The sequence below is a fragment of the Streptomyces flavofungini genome (assembly GCF_014650815.1).
Lineage (GTDB): Bacteria > Actinomycetota > Actinomycetes > Streptomycetales > Streptomycetaceae > Streptomyces > Streptomyces flavofungini.
This window is the reverse complement of the sequence record NZ_BMVR01000020.1, coordinates 22,593-45,440: the sequence shown is the minus strand read 5'-3', so window position 1 is coordinate 45,440 and position 22,848 is coordinate 22,593. Positions and strand designations below refer to the sequence as shown.

21 protein-coding genes are annotated in these 22,848 nt (G+C 73.7%); 14 read left to right on the top strand and 7 right to left on the bottom strand.

Translation table 11 applies throughout. The features are described 5' to 3' along the window. The first annotated feature begins 144 nt into the window (after window positions 1–144). Window positions 145–948: a spermidine synthase gene (locus tag IE274_RS35515; protein WP_229910028.1), complete on the top strand. Its 804-nt coding sequence runs from the start codon at window positions 145–147 to the stop codon at window positions 946–948. A gap of 31 nt (window positions 949–979) precedes the next feature. Here IE274_RS35515 and IE274_RS35510 read toward each other — a convergent pair whose 3' ends face one another. From IE274_RS35510 to IE274_RS35500, 3 genes are all read right to left on the bottom strand, one after another. Continuing rightward, window positions 980–2,305, bottom strand: a complete 1,326-nt coding sequence (locus IE274_RS35510) for an MFS transporter (RefSeq protein WP_190120062.1) — start codon at window positions 2,303–2,305, stop codon at window positions 980–982. Window positions 2,306–2,428: 123 nt separating this feature from the next. Further along, window positions 2,429–3,532 carry a DUF8017 domain-containing protein gene (locus IE274_RS35505; RefSeq protein WP_190120061.1) on the bottom strand — a complete coding sequence of 368 codons (1,104 nt, stop codon included), beginning with the start codon at window positions 3,530–3,532 and terminating at the stop codon, window positions 2,429–2,431. A 139-nt stretch (window positions 3,533–3,671) separates the two neighbouring features. Beyond that, entirely contained in the window at window positions 3,672–4,712 is a 1,041-nt protein-coding gene (locus tag IE274_RS35500; protein ID WP_190120060.1) for a DUF8017 domain-containing protein, read from the bottom strand. A 205-nt stretch (window positions 4,713–4,917) separates the two neighbouring features. Between IE274_RS35500 and IE274_RS35495 the strand changes: the two genes are divergently transcribed. From IE274_RS35495 to IE274_RS35465, 7 genes are all read left to right on the top strand, one after another. Beyond that, the gene (locus IE274_RS35495) at window positions 4,918–5,376 is read left to right on the top strand and encodes a DUF4442 domain-containing protein (protein ID WP_190120059.1); all 459 of its coding nucleotides are present in this window, start codon (window positions 4,918–4,920) and stop codon (window positions 5,374–5,376) included. Between the two features lie 135 nt (window positions 5,377–5,511). Beyond that, window positions 5,512–5,979, top strand: coding sequence for a DUF6234 family protein (locus IE274_RS35490; protein ID WP_190120058.1), 468 nt, complete (start codon window positions 5,512–5,514; stop codon window positions 5,977–5,979). A 76-nt stretch (window positions 5,980–6,055) separates the two neighbouring features. Continuing rightward, the gene (locus tag IE274_RS35485) at window positions 6,056–8,449 is read left to right on the top strand and encodes a beta-glucosidase family protein (RefSeq protein ID WP_229910017.1); all 2,394 of its coding nucleotides are present in this window, start codon (window positions 6,056–6,058) and stop codon (window positions 8,447–8,449) included. 14 nt (window positions 8,450–8,463) lie between these two features. After that, window positions 8,464–10,161: a carboxylesterase/lipase family protein gene (locus IE274_RS35480; protein ID WP_229910016.1), complete on the top strand. Its 1,698-nt coding sequence runs from the start codon at window positions 8,464–8,466 to the stop codon at window positions 10,159–10,161. Window positions 10,162–10,241: 80 nt separating this feature from the next. Beyond that, the gene (locus IE274_RS35475; RefSeq protein WP_190120057.1) at window positions 10,242–10,949 is read left to right on the top strand and encodes a DedA family protein; all 708 of its coding nucleotides are present in this window, start codon (window positions 10,242–10,244) and stop codon (window positions 10,947–10,949) included. Between the two features lie 384 nt (window positions 10,950–11,333). Next, a complete protein-coding gene (locus IE274_RS35470) occupies window positions 11,334–12,509 on the top strand; it encodes a serine hydrolase domain-containing protein (RefSeq protein ID WP_229910015.1) in 1,176 nt (391 codons plus the stop codon). Next, window positions 12,506–14,086, top strand: coding sequence for an alpha/beta hydrolase (locus tag IE274_RS35465; protein ID WP_372447255.1), 1,581 nt, complete (start codon window positions 12,506–12,508; stop codon window positions 14,084–14,086). Before IE274_RS35470 ends, IE274_RS35465 begins: the two co-directional genes overlap by 4 nt. 62 nt (window positions 14,087–14,148) lie before the next feature. Here IE274_RS35465 and IE274_RS35460 read toward each other — a convergent pair whose 3' ends face one another. Continuing rightward, window positions 14,149–14,688, bottom strand: coding sequence for a gamma carbonic anhydrase family protein (locus IE274_RS35460; RefSeq protein WP_190120055.1), 540 nt, complete (start codon window positions 14,686–14,688; stop codon window positions 14,149–14,151). A gap of 175 nt (window positions 14,689–14,863) precedes the next feature. Here IE274_RS35460 and IE274_RS35455 point away from each other — a divergent pair, with 175 nt between their 5' ends. Next, window positions 14,864–15,637 carry an acyltransferase gene (locus IE274_RS35455; RefSeq protein ID WP_190120054.1) on the top strand — a complete coding sequence of 258 codons (774 nt, stop codon included), beginning with the start codon at window positions 14,864–14,866 and terminating at the stop codon, window positions 15,635–15,637. 121 nt (window positions 15,638–15,758) lie between these two features. On the opposite strand, the gene IE274_RS35450 is transcribed toward IE274_RS35455, so the two are convergent. Beyond that, on the bottom strand, window positions 15,759–16,625 hold the full coding sequence (locus IE274_RS35450) for a DMT family transporter (protein ID WP_190120123.1): 867 nt from the start codon (window positions 16,623–16,625) through the stop codon (window positions 15,759–15,761). Between the two features lie 112 nt (window positions 16,626–16,737). Here IE274_RS35450 and IE274_RS35445 point away from each other — a divergent pair, with 112 nt between their 5' ends. Together IE274_RS35445 and IE274_RS35440 are read left to right on the top strand one after the other, a co-directional pair. Next, window positions 16,738–17,322 carry a helix-turn-helix domain-containing protein gene (locus IE274_RS35445; RefSeq protein WP_190120053.1) on the top strand — a complete coding sequence of 195 codons (585 nt, stop codon included), beginning with the start codon at window positions 16,738–16,740 and terminating at the stop codon, window positions 17,320–17,322. 14 nt (window positions 17,323–17,336) lie between these two features. Further along, a complete protein-coding gene (locus IE274_RS35440) occupies window positions 17,337–17,891 on the top strand; it encodes a YbaK/EbsC family protein (protein WP_190120052.1) in 555 nt (184 codons plus the stop codon). A 38-nt stretch (window positions 17,892–17,929) separates the two neighbouring features. On the opposite strand, the gene IE274_RS35435 is transcribed toward IE274_RS35440, so the two are convergent. Together IE274_RS35435 and IE274_RS35430 are read right to left on the bottom strand one after the other, a co-directional pair. Continuing rightward, a complete protein-coding gene (locus IE274_RS35435; protein ID WP_190120051.1) occupies window positions 17,930–19,126 on the bottom strand; it encodes a CaiB/BaiF CoA transferase family protein in 1,197 nt (398 codons plus the stop codon). A 6-nt stretch (window positions 19,127–19,132) separates the two neighbouring features. Next, window positions 19,133–19,546 (bottom strand): VOC family protein, encoded by a 414-nt coding sequence (locus tag IE274_RS35430; RefSeq protein ID WP_198897916.1) that lies wholly within the window; start codon window positions 19,544–19,546, stop codon window positions 19,133–19,135. 350 nt (window positions 19,547–19,896) lie between these two features. On the opposite strand from IE274_RS35430, the gene IE274_RS35425 reads away from it, so the two are divergent. The 3 genes from IE274_RS35425 to IE274_RS35415 all read left to right on the top strand — a co-directional run bounded on the left by IE274_RS35425 (window position 19,897) and on the right by IE274_RS35415 (window position 22,831). Next, a complete protein-coding gene (locus IE274_RS35425; protein WP_190120050.1) occupies window positions 19,897–20,763 on the top strand; it encodes a GNAT family N-acetyltransferase in 867 nt (288 codons plus the stop codon). Further along, the gene (locus IE274_RS40150; RefSeq protein ID WP_198897915.1) at window positions 20,760–21,563 is read left to right on the top strand and encodes a lysophospholipid acyltransferase family protein; all 804 of its coding nucleotides are present in this window, start codon (window positions 20,760–20,762) and stop codon (window positions 21,561–21,563) included. Before IE274_RS35425 ends, IE274_RS40150 begins: the two co-directional genes overlap by 4 nt. A gap of 230 nt (window positions 21,564–21,793) precedes the next feature. Continuing rightward, a complete protein-coding gene (locus tag IE274_RS35415) occupies window positions 21,794–22,831 on the top strand; it encodes a phytase (protein WP_190120049.1) in 1,038 nt (345 codons plus the stop codon). The last annotated feature ends 17 nt before the right edge of the window (window positions 22,832–22,848 follow it).

Genomic DNA, 22,848 nt, shown 5'->3' with positions numbered 1-22,848 from the left:
GCCGACGCGTCGGCCGACGCGACCCCCGAGGCGCACCCGGGACCCTCACCCGAGGCGCACCCGGCGCCGACCCCCGAGGCGGCGCACCCGGACCCCGCACCCGCACCGGACCCCGTCCCCGTCACCCGCCCCGTCGACCACGGCATCGCCAAGCTGCTCCCCGACGTGGACCGGGCGCGGGCCTGGCTCCTGACTGTCGACGGGGCGCCGCAGTCGTACGTCGACCTGGACGAGCCGACGCACCTGGAGTTCGAGTACGCCCGCAGGCTCGGGCACGTCCTGGACACCGTCGCCGCGCCGGGCCGCCCGCTCGACGTCGTGCACCTCGGTGGGGGCGCGCTCACCCTGCCGCGTTATGTCGCCGCGACCCGACCGGGGGCCGGGCAGGACGTGGTCGAGGCGGACCGGGGGCTGCTCCGGCTCGTCGCCGAGGCGCTGCCGCTGCCCGTGGGCTCCGGGATCACCGTGCACGGCGCGGACGCCCGCGCCTGGGTGGAGGCCGCACCCGCGGCCAGCGCCGACGTGCTCGTGGGCGATGTGTTCGGCGGCTCCCGCGTGCCCGCGCACCTCACGTCGGACACGTACGCCCGCGCGGTGCGCCGCGTGCTGCGCGCGGACGGCTGCTACGCCGCGAACCTCGCCGACGGCGCGCCCTTCGCCTTCCTCCGCTCCCAACTCGCCACCTTCGCCGCGGTCTTCGAGGAGCTGGCGCTGATCGTCGAGCCCGCCGTGCTGCGCGGCCGCCGCTTCGGCAACGCCGTGCTGCTCGCCTCGCGCGAGCCCGTCGACATCGACGCCCTCGTCCGGCGCACAGCGGCGGACGCGTTCCCCGCGCGGGTGGTGCACGGGGAGGCGCTGCGGGGCTTCATCGGGGACGCGCGTGTCGTACGGGACGCGGACGCGGAGGCCTCGCCGCAGCCGCCGGACGGGGCGTTCAGCATCGGCTGAGCGGCCCCTCGGCCCCGACCCGGCCCCGGGCTCAGGCGGACGGCTTCTCCAGGGACACCCCGTCCGGAGCCGCCCCCTCAGGATCCTCGGCCGCATCCGCCGCCCCGTTCGCGTGCGCGGCCACCACCCCCTTCGTACGCCGCGTCAGATTCCGTACGTCCGGAACAAGCAGCACCGCCGCCGTCACCACGAGCACGAGGACCGCGCACCCCCACAGCGAGGTGGACCGGCCGAAGGTCTGCTCGGCGGGGCCCGCGAGCGCCGTGGCCAGCGGCACCATCGCCACGGAGCCGAACCAGTCGTAGGCCGCGACGCGGGACAGCTTCTCCTCCGGGATCTCCTGGTGCATGGCTGTCATCCAGGAGACGCCGAACACCTCGATGGCGACACCGCTCACGAACATCACCGCGGCGAGCCCGGCCACCGGCAGCGGCACCGCGAGCGCGGCGGACGGCGCGGCCAGGGGGAAGACGCACAACGTACCGGCGAGCAGCAGGCGCCGCGGCTTCCAGCGCATCATCAGCAGCGCCCCGCCCACGGTGCCCGCGCCGAACGCCCCGAGCGCGAGCCCCCAGGGCCCCGCGCCGCCCAGCTCGTCCTCGGCGACCAGCGGCCCGAACACGGACTCGGCCGCGCCGACGACCGCGACCACCACGGAGAACTGCGCCACGATCGACCACAGCCAGGGCCGCCCGATGAACTCCTGCCAGCCGTCCCGCAGATCGGCGACGAGCCCGCCGCCGGGGGCGCGCCGCGGTATGTGGCCGACGTCGAGGAAGGCGCGCAGCGCGCCCGCCGCGGCGAAGGCGACCGCGTCCACGGCGAGCACCCAGCCGGGCCCGATCACCGCGACCATCAGACCGCCGAGCGCCGCGCCGCCGAGGCCCGCGCCCTGCATGGCCATCCGGTACAGCGCGAAGGCCCGCCCGGCCTGTTCGCCACTGACGGACGACAGGAGCATGCCCTCGGACGCGGGCCCGAAGAACGCCTGGCCGGTGCCGCCGAGCGCGGTGAGCAGCATCATCTGCCACAGCTGCGGGTCACCGGCGAGCACGACGGCGGCGAACACGGCCTGCGAGACGAAGTTGAGGGCGTTGGCGGCGACCATGACGTGGTGCCGCGGCAGCCGGTCGGCCACCGCGCCGCCGATGAGCAGGAACAGCACCAGCGGCAGTGTGCGCGCCGCCGCGACCAGACCCACGTCACCGCCGTCGCCCCCGGCGTCGAGCACCGCGAACGCCGCCGCGATGAGCGCGCCGTGACCACCGAGATTCGTGATGATCGCGGCGGCAGTGAGCAGCGTGTAGTTGCGACCGGCCCACGAGGGGCGGCGGGAGGCGGTGGGTGAGGTCACCACGGGACTATCCCCGGCGGGCCACCCCCCTGACAAACCGATTCTCCGGCCGCCGCGCGGGCGACCGGAGAATCGGTTCGGAACTCAGGACTCAGGAGTCGGCACAGCCCGGCGGACACGTGGGGTTCAGGAGGCGTCCTCGGACTCGCCCGCCAGCCGCACCGTCGAGAGGATCTTCTGCACCTGGGCGTCGGAGACCTCCTCCTTCACGCCCTTGGCGCCGTACATGGACCACGCCACGTAGTCGCCCGCCGCGTTCTTGAACGCGAAGGTCGTCGCCTTGCCGTCCGAGTCGCACTTGTCCGACTTGTCGGCGCCGGAGGTCGTGGACGTCGTCACGCTGCCCGTGATGCCGGACTTCGTGGTGTACGACTTGACCTTGCCGATCTTGATCTTCTTCTTGTCGGACTTCTTCTGCTCGGTGTAGCCGCCGAAGACCCACCACGCCGAGTCGTTGCGGGACACGTCCTTGGTGTTCTTGGCGCCGTTCTGGCCCTTGGTGCCGACGACCGCGAGCGAGGTGTCGTCCTTCTTCCCGTCCTTGTCGTCGTCGGACGAGCACCACTTCTCTTTGTAGATCGCGGGCGCGGACATGATGATCAGCGCGCTGCCGTCGCCCTTCTTGCGGTCCTCGAAACCGATGAAGGTGTCCGGCGACTTGATCGTCCAGTCCGCCGGTACGTCGAAGGCGGTGCCCCACTTGGGGTTCACCACGACCTGCCAGCCGGGGATGGTCGGCTTGGGGTCGCCGTCCGTGCCGCGCGGGTTGTCGTCGTCCGACGCGGTCGGGCTCGGCTTCTTGGTGACCGACTTGGACGGCTTCGGAGCCGCCTTGTCCGACTTGTCGTCGTCGCCGTCACCGCCGAGGACCAGGAAACCGGTGACACCCGCGGCCGCGACCACGGCGATCGCCGCGACGATGGCCGTGACCTTCGTCCTGTTGCCGCCGCCGGTCCCACCGCCGCTCGGGTCGGGCCCGCCCGCCTGGGGCGTCCCCATCGGGAACGTCGGCGCGCCCCACTGCGGCTGCCCGGGCTGACCGGGCTGGCCCACGGGGGGCTGCCCGGCGGGCGGCTGCTGGTAGGGATTGGGCTGCTGGGGCCCGGGCTGCTGCTGGTACCCGGGCTGCTGATACGGATTGGGCTGCTGGTACCCGGGCTGCTGGTACGGGTTGGGATTCTGGTCCTGCGGGTTCTGCTCGCCCCCGGGCGGCTGCTGTTCTGGCCACATGGCCAGTAACCATAGATGGGCCGGGGCCTCAGGTGCCACGCCCGGTCACCAGCCGGACCGGCACCGGGGCAGGGGGCTGACGAAGCGGTGACGAAGTGGTGAAGAAGTAGTACTGACGGGCGCGAGAACGCGCCGCTCGTCAGCCCGTCGGCTTGCCGTACAGCCGCACCGTGGCGAGGATCTTCATGATCGTCGCGTCCGGGATCTCCTCCTTGACGCCCCGGGCGCCGTACAGGCTCCAGGACACGAACTCGCCCTCGGAGTTCTTGAAGCCGAAGGTGATCGCCTTGCCGTCGGACGCGCACTTGCCGCGCTGCGGCGTGTTCGTCGACTTGCCCCACGCGATGCTGCCCTTGATCCCGGACTTGGTGGTGTAGGGCTTCGCCTTCTCGTCGTACGTCATGGTCTTCTTGTCCGGCTGTGTGTATCCGCCGTAGATCCACCAGCCGACGGTGTTGACCGCGACCTCGTCGGTGTTCTTGCCGCCGCGCCCGCCCTTGGTGCCCGCCGCGGCCAGCTCGATGTCGTCGAAGCGGCCGTCCTTGTCGTCGTCGGACGTGCACCACTTGGGCTTGAGCACGGCGGGCGAGCCCATCGTCGCCACCGGCTCGCCCGTCTTGTGGTCCTCGATGTTGATGGCCCGGCCCGGCCCCTGCACCTGCCACTCGGGCGGTACGTCGAAGGCGGTGCCCCACTTGGGGTTCACGACGACGCTCCAGCCCGGCACGGTCGCCTTCGGTCCGCCGCCCGTGCCCCGGTCGCTGTCGTCGCCGTCCGACGTCGGGGACGGCTTGTCGGTCGCCTGCTCCGAGGAGTCGGCCTTGTCGGCTTTATCCGACGTGTCGTCGTCGCCGAGTATCAGGAAGCCGGTGACGCCCGCGGCCACGACCACGGCGGCCGCCGCGACGATCGCGACGACCTTGGTCCGGTTTCCGCCACCACCGTTCCCGCTCCCGCTCCCGCCGCCGCCCGGGCCCGGCGGCTGTGGCGCGCCCGGGTACGTCGGGGCGCCGCCCCACTGTCCCTGCTGTCCGGCGACCGGCTGCTGGTACGGGTTGGGCTGCTGGTAACCCGGCTGCTGCGGCTGCTGGGGGCCAGGTTGCTGATACCCCGGCTGCTGGTAGGGGTTCGGCTGCTGGTGCCCGGGCTGCTGGTACGGGTTCTGGTCCTGCGGGTTCATGGCGGATCACGATACGGGTGCGGGGTGGTGGCGCCCTCGTGAGCCCTGGCCGTTGCCGAGAGTGCCCCGGATGTGGGGGGATTGGGCGCGGTGGTGAGCGGCGGCACGGTGACTCGGGGACGGGTGGGCCGCCGGAGTCGTCCCGGTGTGCGGCCGGGGGTGAACCCCTGGCCAAGGGAGGCTACCGGTGGGTAACATCTGCCGCATGAGCGCAGACCAGATGTCGATCGGCGAGATGCTCGCCGCCACCGTGCCGATGGCCAAGACCCTGAACCTCACGTTCGTCGAGACCACGCCCGAGCGGGCCGTGGTCGAACTGCCGGACCAGAGCGAGTACCACAACCACGTGGGCGGACCGCACGCCGGCGCCATGTTCACGCTGGGCGAGTCCGCGAGCGGCGCCATCGTGCTCGCCGCCTTCGGGGCCCACCTCACGCGGGCCGTGCCGCTCGCCGTGCGTGCCGACATCGCGTACAGGAAGCTCGCGATGGGCGCGGTCACGGCCACCGCCACGCTCGGTCGTCCGGTCGCCGACGTGGTCGCCGAGCTGGACGCGGGACAGCGCCCGGAGTTCCCGGTGGCCATCGCCATCACGCGCGCGGACGGTGCCGTGACCGGCGAGATGACGGTCGTGTGGACGCTGCGCCCCAACGACCCGAAGTAGCGGACGTCCGAGGCGGCGGCTCCGGGAGGCGGGAGCGGCCCGGGATGTCGGGCGTGGTGCCGGTGCCTCGTGCGGCTGCGTGACTGAGTATCCGTACTCAGGTGCGGGCGGGGCCCGGCGGTGAGCATGGGTGGGATGAGCCTGCCGAGCGCGCCGCCCGCCTTCGACGCCTCCGGCGACACCGGTGCCGACCGGCGCGCCGACGTCGCCACCGCCGTCGGCCTCTTCCTGCTCGAAGGGGCCGTCCTCTTCGCGGTGTTGGGGGCGTGGCTCCTGACCGGGGTCTCCTTGTCGTCCACGGGCACGCTCGCCCTTGAGCCCGACCGTCCCGGCGGCTATCTAGTCGCCGCCGGGACGGTCGGGCTCCTCGCCGTTCTCGCCGTCGTCGTCGCGATCCGCGGGCGGGCCGTGGTGACCGCGTGGAGCCAGGGGCTCATGGTGGTGCTGATCGCTGCCGCGGTGTGCTGGGGCCCGGGGTGCCCGGACCGGAAGCACGAGGTGCGGCAGGACCGGAAGCAGCCCGCGCCCGCGTCCACGTGGCAGGGGCAAGTGGCCTGCCGCAGTGGTGGCGACAGCGACGAGTGCGCCACCACCGGGCGCTGACACCCGACCCCGCCCGGGTCGTTGACACGAGTCACCTCCGGTCGTAGCTTTTCCGCCGCACCGATGGAATCCGACGGTGCGTCAGACGGTAGAGGCGGCGCCCGTGTCCGACACCATGTCCCGCGTGGAGTACCTGGTCCGCGCGCTCACCCTCGACGAGAAGATCTCCCTGCTGCACGGCGCCGCCGACCCCGAACGGCTCGGGCAGGCGGGCTATCTGCCCGGGGTGCCCCGGTTCGGCATCCCCGAGCTGCGGCTCGCGGACGGGCCCGCCGGGGTCCGGGTCGACGCGCCCGCCACCGCGCTGCCCGCGCCGGTGCTCCTGGCGGCCGCCTTCGACCCCGAACTGGCCCGCCGCTACGGGCGGGTGATCGGCCGTGAGGGGCGGGCGCTCGGCCAGGACGTGCTCCTGTCGCCGATGGTCAACCTCGTCCGCACCCCGTACGCGGGCCGGAACTTCGAGACGTTCGGCGAGGACCCGCTGCTCGCCGCCGACCTGGTCGCCCACGAGATCACGGGCATCCAGGAGGAAGGGCTGATCGCGACGGTCAAGCACTTCGCGCTGAACAACCAGGAGCAGGACCGCGTGTCCGTCGACGTGCGGGTCGACGAACGGACCGCGTACGAGACGGAGTTGCGCGGCTTCGAGGCTGCCGTCGCCGCCGGGGTGGGCGCGGTCATGGGGGCGTACAACAAGGTCGACGGTGTCTACGCCTGCGAGAACGCGGGGCTGCTCGGCGAGGTGCTGCGCGGGCGGTGGGGGTTCGACGGGTGGGTGCTGACGGACTGGTTCGCGGCCCACTCGACGGTCGCCGCGATCGCGGCGGGCCTGGACATGGAGATGCCGGACGGCAGGCACTTCGGCGCGGCCCTCAAGCAGGCGGTGGCGGCCGGGAGCGTGCCCCAGGCGTGGGTGGACCGGTCCGTGCGGCGGCTGCTCGGCGTGCTCGACCGGTTCGGGCTGCTCGACGGGAGCGCGCCGCCGCGCCCGCGCCGCGATGCCGAAGCGGGCGCGGCCGTCGCCCTGGAGGTCGCCAAGGCGGGTGCCACCCTGCTGCGCAACGAGCGCGGAGCGCTGCCGCTGACCGGGCCCGCAGCCCGCTCCCTCGCCGTGATCGGCCCCACCGGCGCGGTGCCGTTCGTCAGCGGCGGCGGCAGCGCGCACGTCGTCCCGGACCGGGCCGGTAGACCCTTGGACGCCATCAAGTCCCGTGCGGGGCGGGACGCGCGGGTCCGTTACGCCGTCGGCGAGGATCTGTTCGGCACGGCGCTGCCGACGCTCGCTCCCGGCGGCTTCGATCCGGAGGGGCAGCGGGTCGGGCCGGGCGAGGACTGGGCGTACGCGGGGACGCTGGGCGTCGACGAGAACGACGAGTGGACGTTCGTCATCCACTACTCCGGCGCCCGGCCGACGGTGCGGCTCGACGGCGTCGAACTGTTCCCGCCCGCGCCGGGCTTCGGCGAGTACTTCACGGGCGGGCTCGTGTCGACCGCCCCCGACGGGCTGTCCGTACGCCGGAGGACGCTGCCGCTGGGGGCCGGCGGGCACCGTCTGGAGATCTCCGCGCAGGGCGGCAAGCGAGGGCAGACGTTCCGGATCCGCCGGGTCACCGGGGCGACCCGCGCCCGGGACGTCGCCGAGGCGGTCCGCGCCGCGAGGGACGCACACAGCGTCGTGCTCTTCGCGTACGAGGACGCCACCGAGGGCCAGGACCGCACGACCCTCGCCCTGCCCGGCCACCAGGAGGCCCTGATCGAGGCGGTGACGGCCGCCAACCCCCGTACGACCGTCGTCCTCAACACGTCGTCGGCCACCTCGATGCCCTGGCTGGAGCGCACCGCCGCCGTGCTCCAGATGTACTACCCGGGCCAGGAGGGCGCGGCCGCCACCGCCGCCGTCCTCTTCGGCGACTGCGACCCGGGGGGTCGGCTCACGCAGTCCTTCCCCGTCGACGACGACCACCATCCGACGGCCGGTGACCCGCGCCGCTATCCGGGCGTCGACGGCATCGAGGAGTACACGGAGGGCATCCACATCGGCCACCGCTGGTACGACGCGCGCGGCGTCCGGCCGCTGTTCCCCTTCGGCCACGGACTGTCGTACACCACCTTCCGCTACGCCGAATTGACGGTTCTTCCGGCGCCTGGCGGCGGGATCGAGGTGAGTTTCCGGGCGAAGAACACCGGGGTGCGTGACGGGATCACGGTGGCCCAGGTGTACGTGGGTGCGTCGCCGGACGTGCGGCTTGAGCAGGCCGTGCGTCTGCTCGGCGGGTATCGGCGGATCGCGCTGCGGGCGGGGGAGGAGCGGCGGGTGACCGTGCGGATCGCGGCGCGAACGCTGTCCCTGTGGGACGAGCGGCGGGGCGAGTGGGTACTCGGTACAGGGAGGAGGGAGGTGCAGGTGGGCGTGTCCGCTCGGGAGTTGGTCCTTTCCGGAGTCATCGATGTGAAGGCGGTGCGGGTGTGAGGAGTGGCCGGAGCGTGGGGTGTGTCGTGGCGGCGGCCGGGGTGCTGGCCGTGGCCGGGGTGGTGGGGCTCGCGCCGGAGGCGGCGCGGGCGGGACAGGAGGCCCGGACGGGGCAGGCCGTGCGGGCCGAGTCCGGGGGCGGCGGTGGCTGGGTGGTGGTGCGCACCGACTCGGGCCGGGTGCGGGGGCGGGTCACGGACGAGGGGCGGCAGTTCCTCGGCATTCCGTACGCGCGCCAGCCCGTCGGCGCGCTGCGCTGGAAGGAGCCGCGGCCGGTCGCGCCCTGGCACGGGGTGCGCGCGGCCACGGGCTACGGCAACCGCTGTGTGCAGACGCCGAGTTGGGACCCCGGGTACGAGAAGCCCAGTCATACGGAGGACTGCCTGGCGCTCAATGTGTACGCACCCGAAGGGGACGCGGGGGACGCGGGAGCCTCGCGGGACGGCGGGGCCGGGCAGGCGCGGGCCCGCGCCGACGGGCGGCGGCCCGTCATGGTCTGGCTGCACGGCGGCGGGCTCACCGCGGGCGCCGGTGAGGACATCGTGCCGGACCGCTTCGCCCGTACCACCGGCACCGTCGTCGTCACGGTGAACTACCGCCTCGGCGCCATGGGTTTCCTCGCCTCACGGGCACTCGACGGCGAGGCGTCCGACGGGGTGTCCGGCAACTACGGGCTGCTCGACCAGCAGGCCGCGCTGCGCTGGGTGCGCGCCAACATCGGGCGGTTCGGCGGCGACCCGCGCCGGGTGACCGTCGCGGGCGAGTCCGCGGGCGGCCGGTCCGTCTGCACGCACCTCGCCTCGCCGACCGGCCGCGGCCTGTTCCGCGGGGCCGTCATCGAGAGCGGGGCGTACGACGACTGCGCGGGCCGCGAGCGGCGGCAGGCGGCCGGGGACGGCACCGCGTTCGCGAAGAAGGCGGGCTGTCCGGACCCGGCGACCGCCCTCGCGTGTCTGCGGCGAAAGCCCGCGAAGGACATCCTGGCCGCGCAGGCGGAGTTCGACTGGGGGCCGGTCGTCGGCGGGCGCTTCCTGCCCGTACAGCCCGCGGAGGCGTTCGCGCGGGGCGGTGCGGCGAAGGTGCCGGTGCTGAACGGCGCCAACACCGACGAGGGCACGCTCTTCGCGTTCGCGCGGTTCGACGGGCGGGGTGAACCGCTCACCGCCGAGCGGTACCCGGGCGTTCTCGACGAGACGTACGGCGTCGGGCTCGCGGAGCGGGTCGCGCGGCGCTACCCGCTCGCGCGCTACCCCTCGCCCTCGCACGCCCTCGCCGCGACCATCGGCGACCAGCTCTTCGCCTGCTCGGCGCTGCGCCTCAACCGCTCGCTGGCCGGGCGCGGCCCCGTCTACGCGTACGAATTCGCGGACCGCACCTCGCCGCCCTTCGCCAGCCTCCGCAACCGCGGCACGGACTTCGCGTTCGGTGCGACCCACGTAAACGAAGTGCAATATCTCTTCAAACACTTCGGCCTCCCCACGCCCCTGAACGCCGAACAGCGCGCCCTGGCCCGGCAGATGACCGCGTACTGGGGCTCCTTCATCCACTCCGGAGTGCCCCGCGCGGACGGCGCTCCGACAGCTCCCGACCAGCGCACTCGCCCCGGCGACGTCCTCTCGCTGCGCACCGCGTCCGCCGGCGGGACCACGGTCGACCCGGCCGTGGCACGCGCGCACCAATGCTCCCTGTGGGACGCGGCCGTACCCCGCTGAACAGGTAGGCTTCCCCGTCGTGCGTGATCGACAAGGACGCGCACGCCGGGGGAGTCACAGCTCAGCGGAAGGAACCGGGGTTGCACGTCCAGGAGTGGCTGGAGAACGTACCGGCCGTCAGCGTCTACCTGCTCGTGGGACTGGTCATCGGCCTGGAGTCACTGGGCATCCCGCTCCCCGGCGAGATCGTCCTCGTCTCCGCCGCGCTGCTGTCGTCCCAGCACGGCGAGGTGAACCCGGTGATCCTCGGCGCCTGTGCCGTCGCGGGCGCGGTGATCGGCGATTCCATCGGCTACGCGATCGGGCGCAAGGGCGGTCGACCACTCCTGGCCTGGCTGGAACGGAAGTTCCCCAAGCACTTCAGCGCGGCGAACGTCGGCAGCGCCGAGCGGTCGTTCCAGAAGTGGGGCATGTGGGCGGTCTTCTTCGGCCGCTTCGTGGCGCTCCTGCGGATCTTCGCCGGTCCGCTGGCGGGTGTGCTGCGCATGCCGTACTGGAAGTTCGCCATCGCCAACGTTCTCGGCGGCATCGTGTGGGCGGGCGGCACCACCGCCGTCATCTACTACATCGGCGTGGTCGCGGAGGACTGGCTCAAGCGCTTCTCGTACGTCGGCCTCGGCATCGCCGTCCTCATCGGCATCGGCTCGATGCTGCTGGTGAAGCGGCGGGCCAAGAAGGCGGCGGCGGAGCATGCGGCGCAGGGCGGTGCGGAGGTGCCCGGGCAGGGGGCCGCTGTGGCCGAGGGTGAGGCGGCGCTTGCGGCGACCCGGAGTGCCACCGGCGGCTGAGCCGCGCCGAGTCCGGCTTCAGGTCGGCCTCTGGTATCCCTCTCATATCCTTTCGTGCCCTTTCGTACCCGCTCGTGCCTCGCGCGCGAGCGGGTACGTTCCTGTGTGCCCGGCGCGCACGCCCGCAGCGGGCGCCGCCCGTGCTTCCGCGCGCCCGCCGCCGTCCAGGTCCGCCCACGGGCCCCTCAACGGGGTGCAGCCTGCTCTTCCTTGGTCCCAGGGGGCCTGCCCCCGCCCGCATCCGGGGGCAGGCCCTAGTGAGCGCGGGCTGTTGGGCCCCTAGCGTCGGTCGACATGACATGTGTATGGCGCACCGAGAAGAGAACTCCCTTACCCGGCCGCCGAGCCGGGCGCGCGACCGCGTTGGCCGTGGTGACAGCGGCGTTGGCGCTGCTAGCCCCCGTGGCGAACGCGGCGGCCCGCCCCGGCACCGAGCCCCGCCCGGCATCCCCGCCTCCCGACTGCGACGCGGCGCGCGGTGCGGTGCGGGGCTCCCTCGGCACCCTCGTCGACCACCACGGCGTCCCCGGCGCCGCCGCCGACGTGGTCGACCGCCGCTGTGGGCCCTGGTCCGTCGCGCGGGGCGTCGCCGACCTGGACACCGGCCGCCGGATGGACGCCGAGGACCGGCTGCGGATCGGCAGCACCACCAAGACCTTCACCGTCGCCGTCGTCGTCCAGCTTGCCGCCGAGCGCAAGATCGGCCTGGACGCTCCCGTCGAGCGCTATCTGCCGGGCCTGATCCGGGGCAACGGCTACGACGGCCGCAAGATCACCGTGCGGCAGCTGCTCCAGCACACCAGCGGACTGCCCGACTATGTGGAAGCCCTCGCCGAGCGGCCCGTGAAGGAGTGGCGCTTCCGGCACTTCGAGCCCCGCGAACAGATCGCCGCCGCCCTCACGATGCCGCACCCGGACAAGAAGTGGCACTACGCGACGACCAACACCGTCGTCGCCGGGCTCATCGTCGAGAAGGTCACCGGGCACCGCGTCGAGGCGGAGGTGAACCGCCGGGTCATCCAGAAGCTCGGCCTGCGCGACACCTACTGGCCGGGCGACGCCACCCGCATCCGGGGCCCGCACTCCCGCAGCTACTTCTCCGCTGCCGACGGCGAGCGGGGCGGTACGCCGCCGTCCTGGGCCGACGGCACCGAGTGGAACATGACCTTCGCCGGCGCGGGCGGGGCCCTCGTCTCGACGCCCGCCGACGTCAACCGGTTCTTCGGCGCGCTGTTCGGCGGGAAGCTGCTGCCCGCGCGCTGGCTGGCCGAGATGAAGCGCACCGTCCCGGCCGACCCGGACCGCCTCTGGCCCGGCGCCCGGTACGGCCTCGGCCTGATCTCGACGCCGTTGGAGTGCGGCGGCCGCTGGTGGGGGCACGCCGGCACGGTTCCCGGGGGGCACCGCGCAGTCGGCGCGGTCGGCCCCGGCGGCCGCACCGTCTCCGTCGCCGTCAACCAGCTGCCCGCCACCGAACACGCCCAACGGGACTTCCGGGCGGTCGTCGACAGCGCCCTGTGTCCCCCCGACCGCACCTCGCACCCCAAGGAGAACCCGTGACGAGCCCCAGCGCCGCCGTGCGCCGCACCGCGGCCGTGGGCCTCGCCCTCGCCGCCTGCTGCACCGCCGTCCCCACCATGGCCTCGGCGACCGCACCCGCCACGGCGGAACCCGGCGGGACCGCCCCCGGCCTCGGCCGCTTCTACGACCAGCGCCTGGACTGGCGCAGCTGTGTCCTGGGGCCGGACGACGAGACGGGCCACGCCCTGGCGAAGGCCGGAGCCCGCTGCGCCGACGTGACCGTGCCGCTCGACTACGCCGACCCCGGCGGGCGCACCATGACCGTCGCGATATCCCGCATCAAGGCCACCGACACCCGCCACCGCGTCGGCCCGCTGCTCCTGAACGGCGGCGGCCCCGGCGGCCCCTCGCTCGGCGACGCCCCGGACACCCGCAAGGCCATGAAGGACGTCGGCGCGCGCTACGACATCATCGGCGTCGACCCGCGCTTCGTCGGCCGCAGCAACCCGCTGGACTGCGAGTGGCCCGTCTCCAGCGCCATCTTCTCCGCCGGGCTCGGCCGCGCGGGCTTCGACCGGCAGGTCGCCCTGCACAAGGACCTGGCCGCCAAGTGCCGCGCGACCAACGCCTTCGTGCTGCCGTTCGTCAGCACGCGCAACACCGCCCGCGACATGGACGTCATCCGTGGCGCCCTCGACGAGCGGAAGATCTCCTACCTGGGCTACTCGTACGGCACCTACCTCGGCACCGTCTACACCCAGATGTTCCCCGGCCGCTACGACCGCGTCGTCCTCGACGGGGCGATCGACCCGCGCCGCTACGGCCCCCGGCTGCTGCGCGGTGCCGAGCCCGAGAACGACCGCGCGCTGTCCGACTGGGCGGCCTGGGCGGCGAAGCGGCACGGCACGTACGGCCTCGGCCGCACCCGTGCCCAGGTGCTCGCCACCGTCGACCGCACCATCGAGGCGTCCGCGCGCGGCTTCACCGTCGGCACCGCCCCCGACAGCTTCCGGCTCGACGACACCACGGTGCCGACGCTGCTCTTCATGGGCATCTCCGACGACACCGACACGGCCAGGGCGGCCCTCGGTGAGCAGACGTCCGTGCTGGCCAAGGCGGCGAAGGGGCAACCGACGCGGCTCTCCCCGGAGTTCACCGAGGTCCTGCGGTCGTACATCACCGGCACGGACTCGCACTACGGCAGCGTGCAGACGGCCATTCTGTGCGGCGACGTGGCGGCCCCGCGCGACCCGGAGCGGTACTGGCGCGACGTCCAGCGCAGCCGTGCCGCCCACCCGGTCACCGGACCGCTGACCAACAACCTCAACGCGTGCGCCTTCTGGGACCGCCCCCGCGAGGCACCCACCCAGGTCCGGGACGACGCCCCGGCGCTGCTCGTGGGCGCGACCGGTGACCCGCGCAGCGACTACCAGGGCACCGTGGCGCTGCACGGCATGCTGCCCAGCTCCCGGCTGATCACCCTGAAGGGCGCCAACCGGCACGGGGTCTACGGCTACTACGGCAACGCCTGCGTGGACGCGAAGGTCAACGCCTACCTGGACACCGGCAAGCTGCCGGGCAAGGACGTGACCTGCGTCAAGAAGAAGAACGCCTGACGGACACCGCCTGCCCGGTCCGACGGCACCACCGTCGGCCCCGGGCAGGCGGCTCGTCGGTTCTAGGCCTCCCGGCTCGCGTTCGCCTCGCGGTGGGCCTTGGCCAGCTCCACGTACAGCGTGCCGTTGAGGGAAATGCCCGCGCGCTCCTCCTCGGTGAGCTCGCGCTTGACCTTCGCGGGGACGCCCGCGACCAGCGAGCCCGGCGGTACCCGCATTCCCTGCGGCACCAGGGCCTGCGCGGCGACGAGGGAACCGGCGCCGATCACCGCGCCGTTGAGGACGGTGGCGCCCATGCCGATCAGGCAGTCGTCCTCGACGGTGCAGCCGTGCAGGACCGCGTTGTGGCCGACCGAGACGCGCTCGCCGATGGCCATCGGGAAGCCCGGGTCGACGTGCAGGGTGCAGTTGTCCTGGATGTTGCTGTCGGCCCCGATCTCGATCGGCCCGCAGTCGGCGCGCAGGACCGCGCCGTACCAGGTGCTCGCGCCCGCGCTCAGCGTCACCTCGCCGATCACCACCGACGTGGGTGCGGTGAAGGCCTCCTGGTCGACCTTCGGCTCCTTGCCGGCCAAGCCCATGACGAGTGCCTGCTGGCTCATCGGCTCGCTCCCTCTCTCCCGTACGACCCCGTGCCGCCGTGGCGGTCGTCGCGTCGTCGTCCCGTGTCGCGCCTGAGCGAACCGTACGGGACGGTGCGCCGGTCACCGCCGTGTGGGGTGAAGATCACAGGGGGTTGGCGTGCTCGGCGCGCGCCCGGCTGAGTAACGTGAGCGGGTGCCCCGAAACAAGAACGTGTTCTCATCGCTGGCCGCCTGGCGGCGCGGCGTGGCGCAGCGCGCCGTCCACGCCGGATGGGACTGGGTGCAGCGCACCGGCGCCGTCACCGCGCGGCGGCCGGGACGGCTGCGGTTCGGGGCGATCGGCGAGGGCACGCGGCTCGCGTTCCCGCAGGGCACGGTCTTCGGGGCGCCCTGGATCCGGCTCGGCGCGCACTGCATCGTCGGCGAACAGGTCACCCTCACCGCCGGGTTGATGCCCGACCTCGACCTCGGCCCCGACCCGATCCTGCGCATCGGCGACGGCGTCGTGCTCGGCCGCGGCAGCCACGTCATCGCGGACACGACGGTGACCATCGGCGACGACTGCTACTTCGGCCCGTACGTGTACGTGACCTCGACGAACCACTCCTACGACGACCCGCACACGCCGATCGGCAAGCAGTGGCCGCGGATGGAGCCGGTGGAGATCGGGCCCGGCTGCTGGGTCGGCACGGGCGCGGTGATCCTGCCCGGGGCCCGGATCGGCCGCAACGTGGTCGTCGCCGCCGGTGCGGTGGTGCGGGGCGAGGTGCCCGACCACGCGGTGGTGGCCGGGGCGCCCGCCCGGGTGGTGCGGACGTGGTGCGCGGAGCGGGGGTGGGAGCCGCCGCTGCGTACGCCCGCGCCGGTGCCGATCCCGGAAGGCGTCACACCGGAACAACTCCTCGCGCTGGGCGAGTTGACCGACCTGGAAGCGGCGCGGCTGGCCGAGGTCGAGGGGAACGTCTGAGCGGTCCCGGTGGCGCCCTGAAGGGGCGCGGCGGCTCCGCCGCGTGGGCGCGACCGGCCGCGATGGACCCGCAGGCGCACGACGGCCTGGTGCGGCGCATCCAGCGGCGCGCTGCCGCGGCTCAGCCCGTCGCCAGCAGCAGCGTGCCCACCAGGGCCAGTCCCGCCCCCGCCGCCTGCACCCCGCGCAGCCGTTCTTTGAGGACGCCGCGCGCCGCGAGCGCCGTCACGATCGGGTAGAGCGAGGCGAGTACGGCGGCGACGGTGACGGGGCCGCGCTGGGCCGCCAGCGCGTACGTGCCGTTGGCGGCGACGTCCGCGAGACCCACGAAGGCGAGCGCGGGCAGCGCGGACCAGATCACGCCCATTCCCTGGCCTTCGGGGAGCGCCACGGCGCCGCGCCGCACGGACACGTACAGCGCCGTGCCGCCCGCGACCACGTTCGTCACGCGCTGCACGAACAGCGCCAGGAACAGGCCGGTGACGCTGCTCGACGCCTCCGCGATGAGCGCCATGACCGCGCCGAAGCCGAAGGCCGCGAGCAGGGTCAGGAGCACGGCCTGCCGCTGCACCGGGGCCCCGCGCAGCTCCGGTCCGCCCGCGAGGACGATGCCGACGACGGCCACCGCGATGCCCGCGAACTGCCCGAGGCCCGGCCGCTCGCCGAGCATGAGCCCGACGCCCACCGGCACGGCGACGCCGAGCGAGCCGAGCGGCGAGACGACGCCCATGGGGCCGAGCGCGAGGGCCTGGTAGAAGGCGAGCATCGCGACCGGGCCGACGAGTCCCGCGCCGACCGCGAACCACAGCTGCGGCCCCCACGCGCTCCAGCCGCCGGTGGCGATCACCACCGCGCCGAGCACGACGACCGCGACGCACTGCGAGGCGACGACCACGGTGAGCGCCGGGATGCGTCGGGTCAGCAGTCCGCCGCCGAAGTCGGCGAGGCCCCACATCAAGCTGGTGGCCAGGGCGAACAGTGCTGTCAGTCCCGTCATGGGAAGCCTCGCAGTACAGTGTGGTGAACCTTCGGGAACCCTCAGGTGCACCACACCGTAGTTCAGTACAGTGAACTCTGTCATCCAAAATATTGGACGGAATGTGTCGGACCTCGACCAGCTGACTCAGTCGCTCGCGCGCAACCTCAAGCGCTGGCGCACCGAACGGAACTTCACGCTCGACGCGCTCGCGGCCCGCGCGGGCGTCAGCCGGGGCATGATCATCCAGATCGAGCAGGCCCGTACGAACCCCAGCGTGGGCATCACGGTCAAGCTCGCGGACGCGCTCGGCGTCAGCATCACCACCCTGCTCGACTACGAACAGGGGCCGCACGTGCGGCTCGTGCCGCCCGAGCAGGCCGTGCGGATGTGGTCCACGGAGGCGGGCAGCAGCACGACGCTCCTGGTCGGGACCGAGTCGCGGGGGCCCTTCGAGCTGTGGTCGTGGCAGTTGATGCCGGGCGACGGCAGCGACTCCGACGCGCACCCGCCGGGGACGATGGAGCTGCTGCACGTGCGGACCGGCGAGCTGACGCTGGTCGTGGACGGCGAGGAGCACCTCGTGGCGGCCGGGTCGGCGGCGTCGTTCGAGGCCAATGTGGCGCACGGGTATCACAACAAGGGTGCGGATCCTGTCGAGATGACGATGGCGGTGTCGGTACCGCCCGCTCACGCGGGAGCGTACTGAGCTACCGTGCCGCCATGCGCGCTCCTCTCGGTGACTTCGACGTAGTCCGCCCCGCCCCCGAAGCCCTGGACCTGCTGGTCGCCCCCGTCGCCGCTGCCGTGCGCGGCTGGAGCGGGGCCGTCCCCGCCGCCGAGCTGATCCACGTCGACACCGACCCGCGGTGGGCCGACACCGCCACGTTCGTGGAGCACTACGGCCCCGAACTGCTCGCCCAGTCCGCGAATTGCGTCGTCGTCGCCGGTAAGCGCGCGGGCGAGACGACGCTGGCCGCGTGTCTGGTCCTGTCGGCGGCGCGCGTCGACGTCAACGGCGTCGTACGCCGCCAACTCGGCGCCCGCAAGGCGTCGTTCGCGCCGATGGACACCGCCGTCGGCGAGACCGGCATGGAGTACGGCGGCATCACCCCCATCGGCCTGCCCGGCACCTGGCCGCTCCTCGTCGACGCGGCGGTGGCCGACCTGCCGTACGTCCTGGTCGGCAGCGGCAGCCGCCGCGGCAAGCTGATCGTGCCGGGCAAGGTGTTCGCGGGGCTGCCGAACGCGGTGGTGATCGAGGGGCTCGGCGCCTGACGAGCCGCCGCGCGCGGGTGGCAACGCCCCTTCCGGCGCTAGGAGATGACGCCCGCGCCCCGCAGCCGCTCGATGTCCGCCGCCCCCCGGCCCAGCTCCGCCAGGATCTTCTCCGTGTGCTCGCCCACGCCCGGCACCGGATCCATGCGCGGACTCACCCCGGACAGGTCGGCGGGCGGCACCAGGGCCTGCATGGCGGGCGCCGCGCCCGGCAGGCCCACGTCGCGCCAGCGGCCGCGTTCGGTGAGCGCCGGGTGCTGGAGGAAGTCCGGGACGGTGTTGACGCCCGCGTTGGCGATGTTGGCGGCGTCGAGCAGCGCCGTCGCCTCCTCGCCGCCCAGCTCCGCGAAGCGTGCCTGGATCACCGCGTCCAGCTCCTCGCGGTGCGCGACCCGCGCGGAACCGTCGGCGAAGCGCGGGTCGGCCACCAGCTCGGGGCGGCCCAGGAACCGCTCGCAGAGCGCCGCCCACTCCGGCTCGTTCTGCACGGAGAGCAGCACTTCCTTGCCGTCGGCCGCGGTGAACACGCCGTAGGGCGCCACCGTCGCGTGCCGGGCGCCGACGCGCGGGGGCTGCGTGCCGCCGTACCGCGTGTAGTACGCGGGCTGACTCATCCACTCCGCCAGCGCGTCGAAGAGCGACACCTCCACGGCGGGAGCGCGGCCCGTCGTCGCGCGCGTGAACAGCGCCGACAGGATGCCGCTGTACGCGTACATCCCCGCCGCGATGTCGGCCACCGAGATCCCGACCCGCACGGCCTCCTCGGGGGTGCCGGTGAGCGAGAGCAGCCCGGTCTGGCACTGCAGGAGCATGTCGTACGCCTTGCGGTCCGCCCACGAGCCGCTGGTGCCGTAGCCGCTGACCGTGCAGGTGATCAGGGACGGGTGCCGGGCCTGGAGGTCCGCCGCCGCGAGCCCGAGCCGGTCGGCCGCGCCCGGCGCGAGGTTCTGCACGAACACGTCGGCGCCCGCGAGGAGTTCGCTCAGGACCTGCTGGCCCGCCGCTGACTTCACATCCAGCGTGAGCGATTCCTTGGAGCGGTTCAGCCACACGAAATAGCTGGCCTGGCCGTGCACGGTGGTGTCGTAGCGGCGCGCGAAGTCGCCCCCGCCGGGGCGCTCCACCTTGATGACCCGGGCGCCGAGGTCCGCGAGCTGGCGGGTGGCGAAGGGTGCGGCGACGGCCTGCTCCAGGCTGAGGACGGTGATGCCGGTCAGCGGCGGCGGGTGCGGCACGGCCGGTCAGCCCCTCGTCCCTCGGTACTCCTCGTGGAACTGCTCGAACGACACCTCATAGCCGTCCGGGTCCAGGCCCACGAAGATCCGCGCCCAGTCCGTGTCCTCGGGCTCCGTGAGCACGGTGAGGCCCTCGGCGCGCCAGAGGGCGTAGACGGCGTCGAGGTCGGGCGTCGGCACGGCCAGCGTGCAGCCGAGGCCGAGCGGGCCCCGGCGGGCCGCCGCGCCGCGCTCCTCGTCGTAGTACCCGTGCGCGTCGCGGGCCGTCAGGATCAGCCAGGTGTGGCCGAACGTGAGATAGCGCAGGTGCGGCTGCCCGTCGTTCGGCAGCTCGCGGAAGCCGAGCTTCAGGTAGAGGTCGCCGGAGGCCTTGAGGTCCTCGACCCGCAGGCCGATCTTGAGCTGCTTGCTGCCCATCATGTGATGCGCCCCTCCCGTGGCCGCGCCGGACGGGATCGGCGGCCGGCGTGGGACGACGGTACCCGGGGGCGCGGGGCGGGGGGCGACCACCGCCGTTCACCTGATGCTCACGAGGGTCGGCACGATCGGTCTCGCGCACCTTGTGCGCAGTTCAGCCAGGGCGGTCACCGTGCTGAACAGGCGCCCTTCCCGCAGTCGGCCGCACGGTCCAGACCTCACCCGCTCGCCGCACTCCCCTCGGTCCCCCTGCTTCTCCCGTGCGGCCCCGCTTTCCCCTCCTCGCTCCTGTCGCCCCTGCCCGTCGGTTTCAGCGGACTCCCCGTCCGTCCCCGTCGAACGGAGAACGTGTCATGACCGCGACACCCGTCACTCCCGCCCGCGCCGCCGCTCCGGCCACGCCCAGCTCCCCGGCCACGCCCAGCTCCCCGGCCGTCGCTCCCGGCACCGCCGTCCCGGCCACCCCCGACGCCCCTGTTTACGTCCCGTCCATCGCCGACTCCGAAGACCAGATCCGGGCCGCCCAGCGCCTGCGCTTCCAGGTGTTCGGCGAGGAGATGGGCGCCAGGCTCGACACCCCCGTGCCCGGCCACGACATCGACGCCTTCGACGCGCTCGCGGACCACCTGATCATCACCGACACCACCAGCGGCGACATCGTCGGCACCTACCGCCTGATCCCGCCGGGACGCACCGAACGCGCCTACTCCGACGGCGAGTTCGACCTCTCGGCGCTGCGCCCGCTGCGCTCCGCCACCGTCGAGGCCGGGCGCTCCTGCGTGCACCCCGACCACCGCTCCGGCGCCGTGATCAACCTGATGTGGTCGGCGCTCGCCCGCTACGTCCTGCTCTCCGGCCACCGCTATCTGGCGGGCTGCGCCTCCGTGCCGCTCGCCGACGGCGGCACCGCCGCCGCCAGCGCCTGGCTGCTCGGCACGGCCAAGCACGTCTCGCCGCCCGAGCTGCGCGTCCACCCGCACCGCCCGTGGACGCCCGGCGGCCCCGCCGGACACCGGCCGACCTACGCCGACCTGCCGCCGCTCCTGCGCGGTTACCTGCGCCTCGGCGCCTGGATGTGCGGGGCGCCCGCCCACGACCCGCAGTTCGACTCCGCCGACTTCTTCGTCCTGCTCGACACCGAGCGGCTCAGCGACCGGCACCGCCGCTTCTTCCTCGGTGACGCCGAGCGCGGCCCCGCCGTGCCCGGGAGGAGCGCGTGAACCCCTGGGCCGTGGACGCGGGCTGTCCGCGGACCTGCGCGGTACGGCCCGCGACCCGGGTCGGACCCGCCGCGGAAGCGCTGCGGTACGCGGCCGTCGCCCGCGAGCTGGGGCGCGGCCTGCTCCTGGGTGAACGCCTCGCCGGGGAGACGGCGCCGCGCGTCCAGGCCCGCCGGGTCCTACGGGCGCTCGGCGTCGATCTGGAGGCGGCCCTCGCGCCGCTGAGCGTGCCGGGCACCGACACCGGCACCCTGATCGTCGCCAACCACATCTCGTGGCTGGACGTCGTCGCGCTGCTCGCGGTCGAGCCGGTGTCGTTCCTGGCCAAGAAGGAGATCGGCCGGTGGCCGGTGGTCGGCACGCTCGCCCGCCGGCTGGGCACGCAGTTCATCGACCGCGAGGGCGGTCGGCGTGAACTGCCGCTGATGGTAGGCGAGTTGGCGAAGACGCTGGCATCCGGGCGGTCGGTGCTCGTGTTCCCGCAGGCCACCACGTGGTGCTCGGTCGGCTCCGGGAGGTTCCGGCGGGCCGCGTTCCAGGCCGCGGTGGACGCGGGCGTGCCGGTGCGGCCGGTGACGGTGGCGTACCGGCAGGGCGGTGCGGCCAGTACGGCGGCGGCGTTCCTCGCGGACGAGGGGTTCGGGGGGTCGCTGCGGCGGGTGGCGGTCGCCCGGGGGCTCACGGTGCGGGTCACCGCGCACGCGCCGCTGCGCGGAGATGACCGCAAGATGCTCGCGGCGCAGGCGTGGGCGGCGGTGTGTGCCGGGGAGGAGGCGGCGACGGCGGGGGCGCACGGCTGAGGCGGCCCGGACCGCTGGGTGCGGGGGCATGGCTGAGGTGGCCGAGGCGTGGGTGGACCGGGGGTACGCGGTCGAGGTGGGTGCACGGATGGGTCCCAGGCGCGCGGCCGGGTCGCCCTCCTGCGGCCACGGTGTGTGACCGCGTACGTTCAACTCGTGTTCACGGCACGCTCGCGCACCGCTGGCACGCTCGTCCCGCCCACCCCACCCCCTACGAAAGAGGATCACCGGTGCCCGCCACCCGAAAGCTCCGTACTTCCCTCCTCTGCGCGAGTGCCCTCGCCGGTGCCGCCGCGCTCGTCCTCCAGGCCGCGCTGCCCGCGCGGGCCGCCGCGGACTTCGACGTGACCGCGACGGTGGAGACCGCGCCGGTGTCGCACAGCGGGGACGCCGCCGACGACCCGGCGATCTGGGTGCACCCCGGCGACCCGGCGAAGTCCGTCGTGGTGGGCACGGACAAGAAGGGCGCGCTGGAGGTGTACGACCTCAAGGGCGCCCGGATCCAGCGGATCGACGGGGACCACGGCAACAACGTCGACGTACGCGGGAACGTCGTCGTGTCCGCGGACGACGAGGCCGCGGGCGGCGACGGCGCGCTGCACGTGTACCGTGTCGACCCGGCCACACGGCAGCTCAAGCACCTCAAGGACGTGCCGACCGAGGTCACCGCGCACGGCGTCTGCCTGTACACGTCGCCGCGGTCCGGGAAGCTCTACGCCTACCCGAACTCCACCTCGGGCCGCGTCGAGCAGTGGGAACTCGCCGTCAGCGGCGACACGGTGACGGCGACCTCCGTGCGGCTCTTCGACGCCGGGTCGGCCGTCGAGGGCTGCTACGCGGACGAGAGCACCGGCAAGCTGTACCTCGGCGAGGAGGACGTCGGCGTGTGGGTGTACGGCGCCGAGCCGGGCGCCGGGACCACCCGCACCAAGCTCGACTCCACCGGCTCCGGCGGCCACCTCACCGCCGACACCGAGGGCATCGCCGCCGCCGGGAACCGGCTGTTCGTCTCCTCCCAGGGCAGCAACGACTTCACCGTCTACGACCGGCGCAGCGGCGCCTACCTCGGCCGCTTCGGCGTCGCCTCCGGCACCGCCGCCGACGACTGCGAGGACACCGACGGCATCGACGCCACCGCCACGGCCCTCGGCGCCGCCTTCCCCCAGGGCGTGTTCATCTGCCAGGACGGCTCCAACGGCGCACCCGGGTCCAGCGGCAACCAGAACTTCAAGTACGTACCTCTGGAGCGGATCACCGGCCGCGTCTGATCCTGATCGCGGCCGCC